General features: G+C 73.5%; 16 protein-coding genes. 10 read left to right on the top strand and 6 right to left on the bottom strand.

Going from position 1 to position 17,591, the window contains the following annotated elements; translation table 11 throughout:
• The first annotated feature begins 27 nt into the window (after positions 1-27).
• Entirely contained in the window at positions 28-1,683 is a 1,656-nt protein-coding gene (locus tag ACZ66S_RS22705; protein ID WP_469903329.1) for an acyl-CoA dehydrogenase family protein, read from the top strand.
• A gap of 137 nt (positions 1,684-1,820) precedes the next feature.
• Entirely contained in the window at positions 1,821-3,863 is a 2,043-nt protein-coding gene (locus tag ACZ66S_RS22700) for a HEAT repeat domain-containing protein (protein WP_469903328.1), read from the top strand.
• Between the two features lie 415 nt (positions 3,864-4,278).
• On the opposite strand, the gene ACZ66S_RS22695 is transcribed toward ACZ66S_RS22700, so the two are convergent.
• Entirely contained in the window at positions 4,279-4,866 is a 588-nt protein-coding gene (locus tag ACZ66S_RS22695; protein WP_469903327.1) for an Rv1733c family protein, read from the bottom strand.
• A gap of 285 nt (positions 4,867-5,151) precedes the next feature.
• On the opposite strand from ACZ66S_RS22695, the gene ACZ66S_RS22690 reads away from it, so the two are divergent.
• Positions 5,152-6,237: a WD40/YVTN/BNR-like repeat-containing protein gene (locus tag ACZ66S_RS22690; RefSeq protein ID WP_469903326.1), complete on the top strand. Its 1,086-nt coding sequence runs from the start codon at positions 5,152-5,154 to the stop codon at positions 6,235-6,237.
• A gap of 151 nt (positions 6,238-6,388) precedes the next feature.
• On the opposite strand, the gene ACZ66S_RS22685 is transcribed toward ACZ66S_RS22690, so the two are convergent.
• Positions 6,389-7,066: a uracil-DNA glycosylase gene (locus ACZ66S_RS22685; protein ID WP_469903325.1), complete on the bottom strand. Its 678-nt coding sequence runs from the start codon at positions 7,064-7,066 to the stop codon at positions 6,389-6,391.
• A 154-nt stretch (positions 7,067-7,220) separates the two neighbouring features.
• Between ACZ66S_RS22685 and ACZ66S_RS22680 the strand changes: the two genes are divergently transcribed.
• Together ACZ66S_RS22680 and ACZ66S_RS22675 are read left to right on the top strand one after the other, a co-directional pair.
• Entirely contained in the window at positions 7,221-8,204 is a 984-nt protein-coding gene (locus ACZ66S_RS22680; protein WP_469903324.1) for an N-acetylglucosamine kinase, read from the top strand.
• A 95-nt stretch (positions 8,205-8,299) separates the two neighbouring features.
• Positions 8,300-9,223, top strand: coding sequence for a sirohydrochlorin chelatase (locus tag ACZ66S_RS22675; protein WP_469903323.1), 924 nt, complete (start codon positions 8,300-8,302; stop codon positions 9,221-9,223).
• Positions 9,224-9,301: 78 nt separating this feature from the next.
• Here ACZ66S_RS22675 and ACZ66S_RS22670 read toward each other — a convergent pair whose 3' ends face one another.
• Together ACZ66S_RS22670 and ACZ66S_RS22665 are read right to left on the bottom strand one after the other, a co-directional pair.
• Positions 9,302-10,333, bottom strand: coding sequence for a lactonase family protein (locus ACZ66S_RS22670; RefSeq protein WP_469903322.1), 1,032 nt, complete (start codon positions 10,331-10,333; stop codon positions 9,302-9,304).
• A 111-nt stretch (positions 10,334-10,444) separates the two neighbouring features.
• Positions 10,445-11,950 (bottom strand): FUSC family protein, encoded by a 1,506-nt coding sequence (locus ACZ66S_RS22665; RefSeq protein WP_469903321.1) that lies wholly within the window; start codon positions 11,948-11,950, stop codon positions 10,445-10,447.
• 200 nt (positions 11,951-12,150) lie between these two features.
• Between ACZ66S_RS22665 and ACZ66S_RS22660 the strand changes: the two genes are divergently transcribed.
• Entirely contained in the window at positions 12,151-12,627 is a 477-nt protein-coding gene (locus ACZ66S_RS22660) for an Lrp/AsnC family transcriptional regulator (RefSeq protein WP_469903320.1), read from the top strand.
• Between the two features lie 20 nt (positions 12,628-12,647).
• Complete coding sequence (locus tag ACZ66S_RS22655; RefSeq protein ID WP_469903319.1) at positions 12,648-13,337, top strand: HAD family hydrolase; 690 nt, start codon at positions 12,648-12,650, stop codon at positions 13,335-13,337.
• A 513-nt stretch (positions 13,338-13,850) separates the two neighbouring features.
• Here ACZ66S_RS22655 and ACZ66S_RS22650 read toward each other — a convergent pair.
• Complete coding sequence (locus tag ACZ66S_RS22650; RefSeq protein WP_469903318.1) at positions 13,851-14,348, bottom strand: FBP domain-containing protein; 498 nt, start codon at positions 14,346-14,348, stop codon at positions 13,851-13,853.
• 70 nt (positions 14,349-14,418) lie between these two features.
• On the opposite strand from ACZ66S_RS22650, the gene ACZ66S_RS22645 reads away from it, so the two are divergent.
• On the top strand, positions 14,419-14,988 hold the full coding sequence (locus ACZ66S_RS22645) for a TetR/AcrR family transcriptional regulator (protein ID WP_469903317.1): 570 nt from the start codon (positions 14,419-14,421) through the stop codon (positions 14,986-14,988).
• A 17-nt stretch (positions 14,989-15,005) separates the two neighbouring features.
• On the top strand, positions 15,006-16,238 hold the full coding sequence (locus ACZ66S_RS22640; RefSeq protein WP_469903316.1) for a GDSL-type esterase/lipase family protein: 1,233 nt from the start codon (positions 15,006-15,008) through the stop codon (positions 16,236-16,238).
• A 42-nt stretch (positions 16,239-16,280) separates the two neighbouring features.
• Here the strand turns inward: ACZ66S_RS22640 and ACZ66S_RS22635 are convergent, their stop codons facing one another.
• Positions 16,281-17,084 (bottom strand): LysR substrate-binding domain-containing protein, encoded by an 804-nt coding sequence (locus ACZ66S_RS22635; protein WP_469903315.1) that lies wholly within the window; start codon positions 17,082-17,084, stop codon positions 16,281-16,283.
• 58 nt (positions 17,085-17,142) lie between these two features.
• On the opposite strand from ACZ66S_RS22635, the gene ACZ66S_RS22630 reads away from it, so the two are divergent.
• Complete coding sequence (locus ACZ66S_RS22630; RefSeq protein ID WP_469903314.1) at positions 17,143-17,526, top strand: DUF5997 family protein; 384 nt, start codon at positions 17,143-17,145, stop codon at positions 17,524-17,526.
• The last annotated feature ends 65 nt before the right edge of the window (positions 17,527-17,591 follow it).

Here is a 17,591-nt window from a genome sequence, read left to right as displayed (position 1 = left end):
CCGCATGGGAAGTGCAACATGGACTCCATGGTCTCCCTTCCCGCGTCCGAGCAGTCCGCCACCCACGCCGTCACCAACCAGCCCCCTCTCCTGGCCCCGTACGACGCCTCCGACGACCCCGTCCTGCTGGAGGGGCTGCGCCGTGAGGGTGCCGGCTGGGCCGAGGAGGGGATACGGCGGCTCGGACTGCGGGCCGGCAGTGCCGAGGCCCAGGAGTGGGCGGATCTGGCCAATCGGCACGAGCCGGTGCTGCGCACGCACGACCGGTACGGCAACCGGGTCGACGAGGTCGACTTCCACCCGAGCTGGCACCACCTGATGCGGACCGCCGTCGCGGAGGGCCTGGCCGGCGCACCGTGGGCGCAGGACCGTACCGGCGCCCATGTCGCGCGCACGGCGGGTGGCCTGGTGTGGGGCCACACGGACGCGGGCCACGGCTGTCCCACGTCGATGACGTACGCGGCGATCCCCGCGCTGCGCCGGGAACCGCACCTGGCGAAGGTCTACGAACCCCTGCTGACCGGCCGGGAGTACGAGCCGGAGCTCAGGGTGCCGACCGAGAAGCGGGGCCTGCTCGCCGGCATGGGGATGACCGAGAAGCAGGGCGGCTCCGACGTCCGCACCAACACCACGACGGCCACGCCCACGGCGGAGCCCGGGGTGTACACGCTGCGCGGGCACAAGTGGTTCACGTCGGCGCCGATGTGCGACGTGTTCCTGGTGCTGGCGCAGGCGCCCGGCGGGCTGTCGTGCTTCCTGGTGCCGCGGATCCTGCCGGACGGCAGCCGCAACACCTTCCGCATCCAGCGCCTCAAGGACAAGCTCGGCAACCGGTCGAACGCCTCCTCCGAGCCCGAGTTCGACGCGACCGTGGCCTGGCTGGTCGGCCCCGAGGGGCAGGGCGTCAAGACGATCATCGAGATGGTCAACTGCACGCGTCTCGACTGCGTGATGATGTCGGCGACCCTGATGCGGAAGACGCTGGTGGAGGCGGGGCATCACGCCCGGCACCGCAGCGCGTTCGGCGCCCGGCTGATCGACCAGCCGCTGATGCGCAACGTCCTGGCCGACCTGGCGCTGGAGTCCGAGGCCGCCACCACCCTCACGCTCCGGCTCGCGGGCGCCGCGGACCGGGCCGTGCGCGGGGACGCCGGCGAGCAGGCCTTCCGCCGTATCGCCACCGCGGTCGGCAAGTACTGGGTCACCAAACGGGGTCCGGCCTTCACCGCGGAGGCCCTGGAATGCCTCGGCGGGAACGGCTACGTGGAGGACTCGGGCATGCCCCGGCACTACCGGGAGGCTCCCCTGCTGTCGATCTGGGAGGGCTCCGGGAACGTCAACGCCCTCGACGTGCTGCGGGCGTTGCGCCGCGATGCGGACACCGCCCAGGCGCTGTTCGGCGAACTCGCCCTGGCCCAGGGTGCGGACGCCCGCCTGGACTCGGCCGTGGCCCGCCTGAAGGACCTGTTGGCCACGGCGTCCGAGGCGGGTGCGCGGCGCCTGGTGGAGCACATGGCCCTGACGCTCCAGGCCTCCCTCCTCGTCCGGTACGCCCCGCCGGCGGTCGCCGACGCGTTCTGCGCGACCCGGCTCGGCGGCGACTGGGGGCACGCGTTCGGCACGCTGCCCGACGCCGCGGACGTGGACGCGGTCCTCGCGAGGGCCCTGCCCGGGGGCAACTGAGGCCGCTCCGGGGGCATTTGGCGAGATCCGGACCACCTCCCTGTCCGGATCGCTCACCGTCACACAGTGATTGCGCTTCGTTGTCGGTCCCGTGGTGCAGACTCCGATCAGTTGGTACTTCGCCTGGGGAGGACAACGTGTTCACGGGGATCGACGAGGTCGACTGGGCCTCGCTGCGGCATGCGTACGGCGGCGCGGCGGACGTGCCCGGACTGCTGCGGGGGCTCGCCTCCGCGGACCCGGCCGAGCGGGAGGCCGCCCTCGACGGGATGTACGGCGCGGTGCACCACCAGGGGGGCGGGTACGACGCGGCCCTGGCCTGTGTTCCGTTCCTGCTCGCGCTCGTGGCGAGCGGGGAGGTCGCGGACCGCGCCGGCATCGTCGAACTGCTCGTCAGCATCGGGGCGGAGAGCGGGAGTCGGAAGGGCAGCTTGGAGAGCGGTCCGCGGGCCCAAGCGGGGTTGCGCGCCGGCGCCGAGGTGTTCGCCGAGCTGACGGGGGACGCCGACCCCTCCGTCCGCCGGGCGGCCTCCGGTGCCCTCGTACGGTTCCTGGACGAACCGGTCCGCGTGCTCGGCCTGTTGCGGGAGCGCTGTGCACTGGAGCGGGACGACCGGGTCCTGCTCGCTCTCACCGAGAGCCTGGGCCTCTTCGTGCGGCGGCATCCCGAACACGCGTCCGGGGCGCTTGAGTTGCTGACCGCGCAGAGTTCCGCGCCCCGCAGCGCCGGGCTGCGGCTCGCCGCCCTCGGCCAGCTCGCCGACTGCGCCCCCGACCGGCTTCCGCCCGATCTGGTGTCGGTGGCCGTCGGACTGCTCAGAGCCCGGTCCGCCCTGCGGTCCACGGGACGCGAGACGGCCGGATGCCCGCACGCCGACACCCTCGCGCATCGGTTACGACGGCTGCGGCCCTCGGACGAGGAGGGCTCGCAGTTGCTGAGGGCCCTGCACCGCGGTCTCGGTGACCGGCTCGACGACCGTACGGCTCTGCTGCGGGGGCAGTTGACCAGTCCCGATGCCGTCGACCGGTGCAACGCCGTGTGGATGTCGGCGGGGCTGTTCCGCGAGTGGCGCGGCGACTGGTCCGAGCCCGTCGCCCTGGTCGGCGCCCAACTGGCCGCCGACGAGGACAGGTTGCGCGACGCGGCGGTGTCGGTGCTGGAGGAGCTGTACGACCTGGCCGCACCCGCCGCCGACGATCTGGCCGCCCTGGTGACCTCCCGGCCCGACCTGTGGGTACGGCGTGGGGGGCGCGGGGCACCGGCCCTGGGCGGTCCGCTCAAGGCCCTGGCCAGGAGCGGGGATGCACGGGCGACACCGGTGCTGGCGCAGGTGCTGGCCGGTCCGGACGTACCCGATGATCTGGGCCGGGTGATCCCCTGCCTGGGCCCTGGGGCGGCCCCGCTCGCTCCCGCATTGCGGCGCCGTCTGGGCGAGGTCGCGCCGGACTCCGCCAGGACCTTCGAACGGGCCGTACCGCTGTTGTCGGCGCTCACCGCGCTGGGTGACGCGGAGGCCGTACCGGAGGTGTTGCGACTGCTGCGGGGCCTGCCGGTGGGGCTGCGGTCGCGGGGCGCCGTGGTGGAGGCCGCCGTTCGTGCTCTGGAGGTTTTCGGGAGCGCGGCGCCCTCCCTGGTCGTGCCCGTGCTGCGGGAGCTGCTGGAGTCCGAGTGCGCGGCGGTGGCCGCGAGGGCGCTGTGGGCCGTGGAGGGGGACGCGACGGCCGTACTGCCCGTGCTGACCGCCGAGTTGGCGGTCGGGCGGCCTCGGCGACGTGTGGCCGCGGGGGCGTTGGCGCGCCTCGGGCCGAAGGCCGGTGTGGCGCTGCCGGAGCTGCGGCGGATGGTGTCGTCGCAGGACCTGCGGGAGCGGGTGTCCGCCGCGTGTGCGGTGTGGCGGATCTCCGGGGACGGGGAGTCCGCCGCGCCGGTCCTGCGGACGGCCTGGACGGAGGCCCCGTACACGCGCCGAACCATCACCGCCTGTCTCGCCGCCCTCGGGCCTGCCGGAGCGCCCCTCCACGACCTCCTCCGTGCCGAACTGGCGTCTCGGCGCCGGCACCTGGCCTCGGCGTCGGGCGGACACGGCAGCCATGACGTGCACGACGACGAACGCTTGCTGCGGGCCTGCGGGGAGGTACTGGGTACGGGCGGGGAAGGGGTGCCCCCGCGCTTGGCGTAGGACTCTCGCGCTGAGGGCGAGTGCGGCGGCGGTGGAGATGGCGGCGAGATACAGCGCGAGGTATCCCTCGGGTCCCGCACCCCGTCGGCGCGCTCCCGGAGGTCCAGCCCACCGCCGCTACCTCCCGTCGGCCCATCGGCCGCACCACAGCGGCCCGAAGCGGGGTGCCCCTCGCCTCCCCACACCGTCGGCGCACTCCCCGCGGCCGGGCCTGCCCGTGCTGCCTGTCGTCGGCTGCCGTACAGCGGCCCGAATCGGGGCACCCCTCCGTACCCCCCGTGGGTGCGCTCCCGGCAGCCCCGCTCGCCGCCGCTACCTACCGTCGGCCCGTCGACCGCACCACAGCGGCCCGAAGCAAGGTGGCCCTCGCCTCCCCACACCGCCACCGCGCTCCCCGCGGCCGCGGGCCCCGCCCCTACCTCCCGTCAGCCCTCCGGCCGCCCCACAGGGGTCCGAAGTAGGCCCAGTCCGTGGCCCACTGGTCGAGGCGGTGGCGTTCCATGCGGCCGCGCAGGACCCGGCCCCCTACGAAGGGGATCATCGCCGTGCTCACGCCGACCAGTACGCCGATCGCCGCGGCGCGGACCCGGGCCTGGCCCTCGGTGGCGGGCTGGGTCATCAGCCGCCCCCGGTCGTCGGTCCAGACGGTGACGGGTGTGCCCTGGGTGCTGCCGGGATCGACGCGCACCTGCCCGGTGTGGGCGGAGCCGTCCGCCCCGGTCCAGGCCACCTCGCCCCACACCCGGTCGCCGCTCGACGTGCCCGGGTCGGCCGTGCCGGGCGCCCGGTCGGCGAGGCGGGCCACGACGGGCCGCCACTCGACGCGCTCCAGCGCGAGCTGGTGCTCCACGGCCCGGCTGACCCCCAGACCGGCGAGCACCCCGGCCGCCACGGTGAGCAGCCACGCACCGAGCACGACCCACGCCTCGACGGCGTCGGCCCGGCGTCGGAGCGGATTGCGTCGCCAGCGCCACAGCCAGACCTTGGGACCACGGAACGCCATCGAGGGCATCCTCCTCATGAGCGACGGGCGCACGAACATGCCGGACCGACCTCCCATACGGGGGATCACTCCGCGATGCTCACGACTCGCGGCGAGTTCTCCGTCACGACGGTCCCAGCGGCCGCCCACCGCCGCGGGCATCTTGCCGAAAGCCGCCCGTCAAGGGCCTCAGCCGGTTACCATCCCCGCCCTGACCTGCGGTGAAGCCTGTTCCGGAGGTGACTGTCAGTGGCGGGGTGCAGACTGGCCGATGTCTGGGACAAAGACGTCACGGAGGAGATCGGTATGGCTGAGAAGCTGCTTGCCGTGGGCACGCGCAAGGGCCTGTTCATCGGGCGCGAGCGAGGCGGCACCTGGGAGTTCGACGAGAGTCCGTATTTCAACGCGCAGGCCGTGTACTCGGTGGCGATCGACACCCGGGGCGAGCGCCCGCGCCTGCTGGCCGGCGGCGACAGCGCGCACTGGGGGCCGTCGGTGTTCCACTCCGACGACCTGGGCCGCACCTGGACGGAGCCGGCCCAGCCCGCCGTGAAGTTCCCTAAGGACACCGGCGCCTCCCTGGAGCGGGTCTGGCAGCTCCACCCGGCGGCGGCCGAGCCGGACGTGGTGTACGCGGGCACCGAACCGGCCGCGCTGTACCGCTCGGAGGACCGCGGGGAGAGTTTCGAGCTGGTCCGGCCCCTGTGGGAGCATCCGACCCGGTCGAAATGGGTGCCGGGCGGTGGCGGCGAGGGTCTGCACACCGTCCTGACGGACCAGCGCGACCCGCGCGCGGTCACCGTGGCCGTCTCCACGGCGGGAGTGTTCCGCACCCAGGACGGCGGCGCGAGCTGGGTGCCGTCCAACTCCGGTGTCTCCGCCGTGTTCCTGCCCGACCCGAACCCGGAGTTCGGCCAGTGCGTGCACAAGGTCGCCCGGGACGCGGCCGATCCCGACCGGCTGTACCTGCAGAACCACTGGGGTGTGTACCGGAGCGACGACGCCGGGGCGCACTGGACGGACATCGGCGAGGGACTGCCGTCCACCTTCGGCTTCGCGGCGGTCGCCCATCCCCGGCGCGGCGAGACGGTATACGTCTTCCCGATCAACGCCGACGCGGACCGTGTCCCGGCCGGTCACCGGTGCCGTGTCTTCCGCACGGCGGACGCCGGCAAGAGCTGGGAGCCGCTCACGGCGGGCCTGCCGCAGGAGGACCACTACGGCACGGTGCTGCGGGACGCGATGTGCACGGACGACGCGGACCCGGCCGGCGTCTACTTCGGCAACCGCAACGGCGAGGTGTACGCCTCGGCCGACGACGGCGACAGTTGGCGGCAGTTGGCCTCGCACCTGCCGGACGTGCTGTGCGTGCGGGCGGCCGTGGTGGGGTGATGCGGGGCGCCACGGCCACAGCAACGGCCACCGACACCGACACCGACACCGAACAACGCCCCGCCGCTCCGCGGGCGCCGGGCCCCCAGGATCTTCGGGGGTCCGGCGCCGCACGCGCACCACGTCCGCGGTCACCCGCGTCGACAAAGGGCTACGGCAGTTGCCAGTTCACCGGCTGTCCCCCTTGGGCGACCAGCAGGTCGTTGGCCCGGCTGAACGGACGCGAGCCGAAGAAGCCGCGGTCCGCCGACATGGGCGAGGGATGGGCCGACTCGATCGCCGGGAGCTCGCCGAGGAGGGGGCGGAGGTTGCGGGCGTCACGCCCCCACAGGATCGACACCAGCGGCTTCCCGCGCGCCGCCAGCGCCCGGATGGCCTGCTCGGTGACCTCCTCCCAGCCCTGCCCGCGATGCGCGCCGGGCTTGCGCGGGGCGGTCGTCAGCGCCCTGTTGAGCAGGAGCACGCCCTGCTCGGTCCACGGCGTCAGATCGCCGTTCGACGGTCTGGGCAGTCCGAGGTCGGAGTGCATCTCCCGGAAGATGTTCTCCAGGCTGCCGGGCAGTGAGCGCACCTCGGGCGCCACCGCGAAGCTCAGCCCGATCGCCATGCCCGGCGTGGGATAGGGGTCCTGACCGACGATCAGGACGCGGACGTCGTCGAAGGGCTGCTGGAAGGCCCTGAGGACGTTCGCCCCGGCCGGGAGGTAGGTCCGGCCCGCCGCTATCTCGGCCCGGAGGAAGTCCCCCATGTGCGCGATGCGTTCGGCCACGGGTTCGAGAGCCTTCGCCCAGCCCGCTTCGACAAGTTCGTACAAGGGTCGTGGTGCCACGGCGCGTCACTCTACTGGCACACACTGACACCCCGCATACCCAGGGAAGTCTCCCCGCGCGGGCCGTCCCGCAGGCGCTACCCTTCCTCCGCGTCGAGATCTTCGAGCCGGTCGGACCGAGCGTGCCGCCGGTGGTCGGGAAGGAGGGGGCCTGGTGCCTTCAGCGGCCGGGGACGGGTTCCTCGCCGTCGACTCCGGTGGTTCCGGCCTGCGGGTGGTCGTCGGCACTCCCGACGGGGACATCAGCGCGGCACGGGAGACGCGGGTTCCGGTCCGGACCGGGGCGCGCGGTATCGATCCGGGGCATCTGATGGAGCAACTGGTTCCCCTGGTGCGGGCGTTGCTGCCCGAATCCGGGGTGAGCGGACTCGGTACCGCCGTCGTGGGGGCGGCCGGTCTCGCGACCCTGGGCGACGCCCTGCGGGCGGAGCTTCCCGGTGCGCTGGAGCGGGAGTTCGGGGTGCGGACCGTCGCGCTGGTCGCGGACGCCGTGACCGCGTACGCCGGAGCTCTCGGACCTCGCGCGGGCGCTGTCGTCGCCGCCGGCACCGGTCTCATCGCGATCGGCACCGACCTCAGGACCTGGCGCCGGGCGGACGGGTGGGGTCATCTGCTGGGCGACTGCGGGGGCGGGGCGTGGATCGGGCGGGCCGGTCTGGAGGCCGCCCTGCGTGCCCATGACGGACGGTCCGGGGGTTCGGCGGCGCTGCTGGCCCGGGCCGAGGAGTCGTTCGGACCGGTCCGGGAGCTGCCCGGCCGGCTCTATCCGCGCACGGACCGGGCGGCCGTCCTCGCGTCCTTCGCGCCCCAGGTGGCGGCCTGCGCCGGGAGCGACCCGGTGGCCCGGGGAATCCTGCGCGACGCGGCCCGGCACATGGCCGACTCCGCGGCCGCGGTCTGCCCCGCGGAGGGCGAGGCGCAGGTCGGTCTCACCGGTGGCTTGTTCAGGATGGGTGCCGCCCTCCTCGTACCGCTGGAGGAGGAACTGGAGCGACGGCTGCCGGGCGCGCGGCTGGTCCCGGCCGCGGGCGGGCCGTTGGAGGGATCCGTACAGATCGCCACAGAACTGGCGCGTAGTTCGCTCACCCTGCCGCCCGATGCGGCGATGTTGTACGTCGTGACCCCAAAGAGGGGCTGAAGCGGACGTAACTCATCAGACAAAACCGGACGGATACCGCTCACCTGCACCCTCCCCGAACAGGGAAGCCCAGGAAGCCAGTAACATGCGTCGCCATGAGCTCCCCCACTGGGCCCGCGTCCGGCCTGCCAGTACGAATGCCGCGACCTCGCCAGCCCGGGCGGCACCGCCGACCCGAGCCGCTGGCGGCTCCCGAGGGCGCGCCCGCGCTCGTCCTCGCGGTGCCCGGTACGCCCGGTGCCGCCACGCGCGGCCTCGCCGAGGAGGTCGTGAGCATCGCCCGCTCCGAGCTGCCCGGCCTCGACGCGCGGATCGGCTACCTGGACGGGGACGACTCGGAGTTCCCCACGCTGCAGGCCGTGCTGGCCCACACCGCCGACGAGCGCACCGCGCGGTACGAGCAGGCCAAGGCCGCCGGAATGGACGTCAAGGAGCCCGACGGCCCCGTCGCCGTCGTGGTGCCGCTGCTCGCCGGGCCGGACAGTTCGCTGCTGCGCCGGATCCGCCAGGCGGTGATGGACAGCCGGATCGCGGCCGACCTCACCGATGTGCTGGGCCCGCACCCGCTGCTCGCCGAGGCGCTGCACGTACGGCTGTCGGAGGCCGGTCTGGCCCGCGCCGACCGCGCGCGCCTGTTCGCCGTGACGACCGCAGCCGACGGCATCATCCTCGGCGCGGTGGGCGGCGAGGAGGCGGTGCAGGCGGCCGGTATCACCGGCATGCTGCTCGCCGCGCGGCTGGCCGTGCCCGTCATGGCTGCGGCGCTCGACCAGGACGGTTCGATCGCGTCCATCGCCGAGCAACTGCGGTCCTCCGGTTCGCAGCAGCTCGCGCTCGCGCCGTACCTGATAGGGCCGGAGATCGACCCCGCCGTGATCGAGGAGGCCGCCAAGGAGGCCGGTTGCGCCGCGGCCGAGCCGCTCGGCCCCTACCCGGCGATCGGCAAGCTCGTCCTCGCCAAGTACACGACCGCGCTGGGCATCGCCCCGCAGCAGGTACAGGGCGCGCCGGTGCGCTGAGCGCACGCCGCGACCGCGCATCACCGAAAGGGCCCGCTCCATCCTTCGGAGCGGGCCCTTCGGCGTGCGGTCCGCGGCTCAGTCGAAGATCACGCAGGAGGCGGCCGGTACCTCGATCGAGCCCTCGTACCTGGGCAGGCCGGTCGCCTGGTCCACGGCGAACCAGGTCACCTCGCCGGAGCGCTCGTTCGCCACGTACAGGAATCCGTCGGACTCGGCGAGGGCGCGGGGCCAGTGGCCGCCGCAGATGACCGTGCCGACCAGGCGCAGGTCGTCGCCCTCGACGGCGAACGTGGACAGCACGTCCTCGCCGCGGGTGGCGGTCCACACGAACCGGCCGTCGGGGGACGTGACGACACCTGACGGGTACGCGTCGCCCGAAGGGGCGCCCGCGAGCACCGGGACCTCGCTCAGGGGCTTCAGGGAGCCTTCCTCGGCGTCCCAGCGGCACACGGTGAGGGTCGGGGTGAGTTCGTTGAGGACGTAGGCGCGGGTGCCGTCGGGGTGGAAGGCCAGGTGGCGCGGACCGGAGCCGGGGCGCAGGGCGATCTCGCGGTGCACGTCGAGCGCCCCGTCCGTCAGGGTGCACACCCGCACGGAGTCCGTGCCGAGGTCGACGCTGACGATCCACCGCCCGCTCGGGTCGGGCTGCACCTGGTGGGCGTGCGGGCCCTGCTGGCGGGGTGTGTGCGGGCCCGAACCGGTGTGCCGGAGCACGGCGGAGGGGGCGCCCGCGAGGGAGCCGTCGGCGCGCAGGGGCAGGGTGGTGACGCTGCCGGAGCCGTAGTTGGCGGTCAGGACGTGTCCGTCGTGCACGGCGAGGTGCGTGGGGCCGTTCCCGTCCACCGCCACCGGCGGGCCGGCCGGCTCGGGCCGGTCGCCGGTCACCCGGTACGCGGCGACCGCGCCCTCGGCCGTCTCGCTGACCGCGTACAGCACGTCCCGGTCGGCCGACAGGGCCAGGTACGACGGATCGGGTACGCCGTTCAGGCCGCTCAGCACCTTCAGCGCGCCGGTGGCCGGGGTCACCGCGGCCGTCACGATGCCGGGGCCTCCCGCCGCCGTGAACGACCCGATGTAGGCCCGTCGCCGTCCGCCGCCGTCTGCCACAGTCGTCCCCTCTCGGTCCGTGCCGTCGGGGCGACGGTAGCAGTCGATCACGACCGGTCTAGACCAACCGCGGTAAATTCACGGGGCCGTCACGGACATGGCCGTGTCGGTTCAGGCCCCCACCAGCGGCGAGCCGCTCGGGGTCCGCAGGGGCGCCGCCAGCTCCGCGAGCGCCCGTTCCAGTCCGTGCAGATGGGCCAGTCCGTGCAGATGGGCCAGTGCGGGCTCCTCGGCGAGGGGACGGTCCGCCGCGGGGAGGTCCCTGCCGTCGGTGAGTGCCTCCACGAGGGTCTCCACGCGGCGGCACGCGGTGGTCAGACGGCTGTCGTGGGAGGCCTCGGGGTCGGCAGCGACGGCGACCAGGCCCCGGATCTCCCGGGCGCAGTCGTCGAGGAGGGCGAGGACCCGGCGGGCGCGGCGCTTGCGGGCCGGCACGGGGTTGAGGGGATGGACCAGCGGGGCGACCGAGAGGCGGACCCGGCCGAGCAGGTGCTCCAGTTCCGCGACGCGGCCGGCCGGGTCCGCGTCCGGTACGCCCGCGAGGCGGGCGGCTGCCTCGGCGGTGCAGGCGTGGACGCAGCGCAGGGCGCGCTGGATCCAGGCGTCGGTGACGCTGTGGGTGGTGATCGGCAGCACGAACAGCACCGCCAGGACGGCGCCGACCGCGCCGATGCCGGTCTCCGCGAACCGCAACGCCAGCAGGCCGGGTTCCAGGACGCCGAGGAGGCCGTAGAGGAGTCCGGCGAGCAGGGTGACCCAGAGCATCATCCACGTGTACGACACGGCGGCCGTGTAGAAGATGCCGAAGACGCAGACCGCGACGAGGACGGCGGTGGGCGCCGGTGCGCCGTGCAGCGGCAGCGCGACGAGCAGGCCGAGACCGATGCCGATCACCGTGCCGAGAACGCGCCGGAAGCCGCGCACCAGGGTCTCGCCGCGCGAGGCGGTGTTCACGAAGATCCACCAGGTGGCGCCGACGGCCCAGTACCAGCGCTGGCCGGACACGAGCTGGCCGACGACCAGGGCGAAGCCCGCACCCGTCATGGCCTGCACCGCCTGGCGGGTGGTCACGCGGGCGAGGCCGGTACCGGCGGGCGGGGCGGGCACGGGGGCCGGGGGCAGCCTGCGCTCGTAGCACCACAGGCCGAAGCGGACCGCCGCCGCGGTGAGGACGGACAGCAGCACGGCGGCGTGCAGTTCGGGCAGCCGGTCGGTGGTCGCGTGCAGGAACTGCGCCACGAAGAAGGTCATGAACGCGAAGACGCCGAGGCTGTGTCCGCGCGGGCCCCAGCGCCGGGCGTACACGCCCGCGCCGACCACGGCGAGGAAGGTGAGGTCGCGGGCGACGGGATGGTCGTGGAGCTCGGCCGCGGCGGTGAGGACGGGGATGCCCACGGCGGGCAGCAGCGCGGTGGTGACCGCCTGTCCCCGCACGGTGGCGTCCGTGACGGTGAACAGGGCGAGCAGCGCGGCGAGCCCGCCGGTGACGGCTCCGGCGAGCGAGTGGCCCGCGAGGCCGCACACCACGACGGCGAGCCCGATCCCGAGCACCGCCCGCGCGGCGAAGCGCAGCCGTACCCGGCCCGGGTCCGGCGCCATGAACACCCTCTTCAGCACGTACCGCCCCCTGCTTCCCTCGGACACCGGCATGGAAAAGGCGCCGCGGGGGTCCGCAGCGCCATCGACGTGCTCATTGCAGCATCTTCGCCGCTGTCGGCTCAAGCGAAGTCGGATAAGCTGAGCCATTGGTACAGCGAAAGCGGTTCTGAAGCGGCCGTCGGCAGGCCAAAGGACCAGGCACGAGGAGGCCGTACGCCATGGCCGTGGACGCACTCGACACCCGCATCCTGCGACTGCTGCTGGAGCAGCCGCGGACGAGCGTGCGGGAGTACGCGCGGATCCTCGGGGTCGCCCGGGGCACCTTGCAGGCGCGACTGGACCGCCTGGAGCGGGACGGGGTGATCACCGGCACGGGCCCCTCCCTGTCCCCCGCCGCGCTCGGGCATCCGGTGCTGGCGTTCGTGCACATCGAGGTGACCCAGGGTCGGCTCGACGACGTGGGGGACGCGCTGGCGGCCGTACCGGAGATCGTGGAGGCGTTCTCGACCGCGGGCGGCGGGGATCTGCTGGCGCGGGTCGTGGCGCGGGACAACGCACATCTGGAGGACGTCATCCAGACGGTGATCAGCATGCCGGGAGTGGTGCGCACCCGGACCGAGGTGGCGCTGCGGGAGCGGGTCCCGCACCGGCTGCTGCCGCTGGTGGAGTCGCTCGGTCGCGCCGCCCGGAGTTGATCTTTGCCATCCTGGAGGCCATGAGCAGGCTCAGCGGTACAGCGGTCGTCTTCGATCTCGACGGAACTCTCGTGGACAGCGAGCCGAACTACTTCGAGGCGGGGCGGCAGATCCTCGCCGAGCACGGCGTCCCGGACTTCACCTGGAGCGACCACGAGCGGTACGTCGGGATCAGCACCCGGGAGACGGTGACGCGGTGGAAGTCCCTGTACGGGTTGCGGGCGTCCGTGCCCGAGCTGCTCGCGGCGAAGAACCGGCGCTATCTGGAGCTGGCCCGCACCCACACGCGTGCGTACCCCGAGATGCGGAAGTTCGTGGAGCTGCTCGCCGGTGAGAGCGTCCCGATGGCTGTCGCCTCCGGGTCCTCGCCCGCGGCCGTCGAAGCGATCCTGGCCGGGACGGGCCTCGACACGTATCTACGGACGAGCGTCTCGGCCGACGAGGTCGCCCGCGGCAAGCCCGCGCCGGACGTCTTCCTGGAGGCGGCGCGCCGACTCGGTGTCGCCCCTGCCGACTGCGTGGTCCTGGAGGACGCGGCTCCCGGCGCCGCCGCCGCGCACGCGGCCGGGATGCGCTGCATCGCCGTCCCGTACCTCGCGGCCCAGGCCGACGCCCCCGAGTTCGCCCGAGCCGACCTGCTCCTACGGGGAGGCCAGGAGGAGTTCACGGCCCGGACGGCCTGGGACTGGCTGCTCCGGAGCGCGGGTTGACGGGGCGACGCCACTCCGACCGCCCACGGAAAGACCGGCAAGGGCCCCCGCCCCCGACACTCCGACGCCCGGGACACCTGACCAGCACCAGTCGCTCCCGACCCGTTGACCCCAACCCGCCCCTCATGCGCGGCCCTGTCCGGCGACCTGCTGCCGACGCTGCCCCCGGTGAGCGTGAGGCCCCTCCACTTCGCCCTGCACAGCAGCGAGTTCGCCCCCGTGCACGAGCGACCGAGGACCCGTCCCACGCCCACTTCCGGCGCTCGATGCCCCGGTCGTTCTCGGCGGGGTCGTGCTGCGCGGTGGCCAACCCGGTTAAGTCCGACGGCACTTCACTGCTGGACGCGATGTGGGCGGGGGCGCCGTTCGCCGGCAAAGACGCGTTCGTCGCCCGGGGCGATCGACGATGGGCTCCTGGAGGGCCGCGCACTCAGGCGCACGAGTGGACGGTCGCGGACACGGCCCAGCGGGCGACCTACGTCCCCTGACCCGGCTCCCCCGGACGCGGGTGCCTCACGCGGTGCTCGTCACCTTCTTGACGAAGGCGGCCAGGTTCGTCACCGTCCGGTGGATCTTCTCGTCGACGGTGAGCGTCTCGTGCAGCCGCGCACCGGCGCCCGCGTCCTTCCTGCCGCGGACGTACAGCGAACAGGCCAGGTCGTCGCACATGTACGCGCCCACCGAGTTGCCCTGCTGACCCGCCTTGCCCGCTCTGGGAGCGACCATCAGGCTGACGCCGCCGGAGTGGGTGGTCAGGCACATCGAGCACATGCTGCGCCGGGTCTGCCAGGAGCCGGCGGCCGAGCCGCGCAGCGCGAGCGCGGTCGGGCGGCCGTCCAGGACGGTCACCAGGTAGGCCCGGTCCGGGGCCTGCGGGTCGCGCCAGCCGAGGTAGTCCAGGTCCTCCCACGGCCGATCGGCCAGGTCACGCGGCACCGACAGTCGCTTCGCCTCGCCCTTGGTGCAGTTCACGAAGGCGGCACGGATCTCTCGCTCGGTCATCGGTTCCATAAGCCCAAGCTAGTTTGCCTAAATCGTTTAGGCAAATGCATAATCGATACCAGCGAACGAGAGGATCGTTATGGCACGGGCAGGGCTGTCCACGGAGCGACTGGTGCGGGCGGGCGCGGAGCTGGCCGACGAGGTGGGCTTCGACCAGGTGACCGTCTCGGAGCTCGCCCGCCGCTTCGACGTCAAGGTCGCGAGCCTGTACTCGCACGTGAGGAACTCCCAGGACCTCAAGACCCGGATCGCCCTGTTCGCCCTGGAGGAGCTCGCCGACCTCTCCGCCGACGCGGTGGCCGGACGGGCCGGCAAGGACGCCCTGACCGCCTTCGCGAACGTCTACCGCGACTACGCCCACGCCCACCCCGGCCGGGCCGCGGCCGCCCGGACGAGGCTCGACCCCGAGACCGCGGCCGCCAGCGCGGGCGTCCGGCAGGCACAGATGATGCGCGCCATCCTGCGCGGCTACGACCTGCCCGAACCCGACCAGACCCACGCCGTACGACTGCTGGGCAGCACCTTCCACGGCTACGCGAGCCTGGAGGGGGCAGGCGGGTTCAGCCACAGCTCCCCCGACTCCGAGGAGTCCTGGAAACGGATCCTGGACGCCCTCGACTCGCTGTTGCGCAACTGGCCCACCCGCTGACCGACAGGCTGAGGAACATGCACGACTGGATCACCACCCCCGTCACGGCCGAGATGCTGCGCGGCGCCCTCGACGTGGAGCGCACCGAGCACGGGGTCCTGCCGCACCGGCTGCCCGCCCGGGCCCGCGCCCAGAACACCGACGACCAGCTCGCCATGGCCGAGTCCCAGCCGTCCGGCGTACGGCTGGTCCTGCGCACCCGGGCCACCGTGCTGGAGCTGGACACGCTGCCGACCAAGCGGGCCTACGTCGGTGCGCCGCCGCGCCCGCACGGCCTGTACGACCTGGTCGTCGACGGGCGCCCGGCCGGACAGGGCAGTGTGCGCGGCGGCAACGTCATCACGGTCGACATGACCGAGGGGACGTCCGAGGTCCGGCCGGGAGAGCCCGGCACCGTCCGGTTCGACGGACTGTCCGGCGACCTCAAGGACGTGGAGATCTGGCTGCCGCACAACGAGACCACCGAGCTGATCGCCCTGCGCACCGACGCGCCCGTCGAACCCGCGCCGCGCGGGGAGCGCAGGGTGTGGCTGCACCACGGCAGCTCCATCAGCCACGGGTCCGACGCGGCTAGCCCCACGGGCATCTGGCCCGCGGTCGCCGCGGGACTGGGTGGCGTGGAGCTGATCAACCTGGGCCTCGCGGGGAGCGCGCTGCTCGACCCGTTCACCGCGCGGGCCGTCCGGGACACCCCGGCCGACGTCATCAGCCTCAAGATCGGCATCAACGTCGTCAACCACGACCTGATGCGGCTGCGCGCCTTCGGTCCCGCCGTCCACGGCTTCCTCGACACGGTCCGCGAGGGCCACCCGGACACACCCCTGCTGGTCGTCTCCCCCATCCTGTGCCCGATCCACGAGGACACCCCGGGCCCCTGCTTCCCGGACGTCAGCGACCTCGGCGAGGGCCGGCTGCGCTTCAGGACCATGGGCGACCCGGCGGAGCGCGCGAGCGGGAAGCTGACCCTCCAGGTCATCCGCGAGGAACTGGCCCGGATCGTGAAACAGCGCGCCGCCGACGACCCCCACCTGCACTACCTCGACGGCCGCGAACTGTACGGGCAGGACGACTGGGCGGAACTGCCCCTCCCGGACGACCTCCACCCGGACGCGAGGACGCACCGGCTGATGGGGGAACGGTTCGCGGGGATCGCCTTCGGGGCCGACGGCGTGTTCGTCGACAGCCCCGAGGACTCCGACACCTCCGACAACACCGACAGGTCCGAGGGCTCCGGCGGCGTCGGCGACTGAGGCGAAGCGGCACCGGCGACTGAGGCGAAGCCGCCGTGCGGGCTACCCCCTGCGCTTGGGCTTGCCCCGCCGGGCGCCCGCGGCCCTGGAGCCACCGGCCCCACCTGCCCGCCCGGACCCCCCGCGAGCACCCTTGGCCGTGCCCGAAGTGCCGCGTGCCGTGCTCTTGCCGGTGCCCGCGGGCTTGCGGCCGGCGCCCTTGTCGGGGCGCTGCTTGCGCTCGGGCTCCGGCTGGGTGCGACCCCGGGAGCTGTTGGGGGTGCGGCCCCGGACGATGCCGATGAAGTCCTCGACCATGTCCGTCGTCGCGTCCTCGCGCCAGGACAGCGCGATGTCGGACTGCGGGGCGTCGACGAGCGGGCGGTAGGTCAGGTCGCGGCGGTGGTGGAGGCGGGCCAGGGACTGGGGCACGACCAGGACGCCGATGTTCGCCGCCACGAGCTCGATGGCGTCCGCCGTGGTGGCCGGGCGCTCGAAGGCCGGTTCACCGGGCGGCTGCTCCCAGCCGATGACGTCGTCGAGGGGGTGCAGGACGACCTCGTCGGCAAGGTCCTCCAGGGTGACCTCCTCGGCCGCGGTCACCACATGGTCCTTGGGGACCACGACGACGGTGGTCTCGGTGTAGAGGGGGATCGCGCTGAACACCGTACGGTCGACCGGGAGGCGCACGAACCCCGCGTCCGCGGTCCCGTCGCGCAACACGTCGAAGGCCTCGGCGGCGGTCACCTGGAGGAGCTCCAGGGGGATGTCCGGCAGGCGCTCGTTCCAGATCCGCACCCACTTGGCGGGCGTCACCCCGGGGACGTACGCGAGCCGGAAGGAGGGGGATGCTGGCGAGTCTGTCACGCGGCAAGGTTACCCACTGTGGTCGGAGGTCTCGTGCGCGGCCGATACCCTGGACTCCATGACGTCGCACCAGAACACCCAGACGATGAAGCCCGCCACCGCGGCGAAGAAGCTGGGTGTGTACCTCCCTGCCACCCCCGCCGAGTTCCAGCAGGGTGTCGTCTCGCGCGCCGAGTTCAACGAACTCCAGGCGAACCCGCCGCAGTGGTTGCAGGACCTGCGACGCAACGGCCCGCACCCCCGCCCGGTCGTCGCCGCCCGGCTGGGTGTCTCGATCGCCGGTCTCGCGCGCGGCGGGGTCACCGAGCCGCTCACCAGCGAGCAGATCGAGGAGCTGCGGGAGGAGAAGCCCGAGTGGCTGGAGAAGGAGCGCGCCACGCAGGCGGAGGTCCGCAAGGAGGCGGCGCGCGTCAAGGAGAAGAAGCAGGGCCAGGAGTCCTGACTCCCGGGGCGGCGGGAGGCCCCGGAAACTCCCGTGCGCCGGGTCGAACACCTCTGCGACCATTC

Source organism: Streptomyces sp. NPDC107471, from assembly GCF_055582845.1.
The sequence above is the reverse complement of the archived record's forward strand: the minus strand, read 5'-3'. Positions and strand labels throughout refer to the sequence as shown.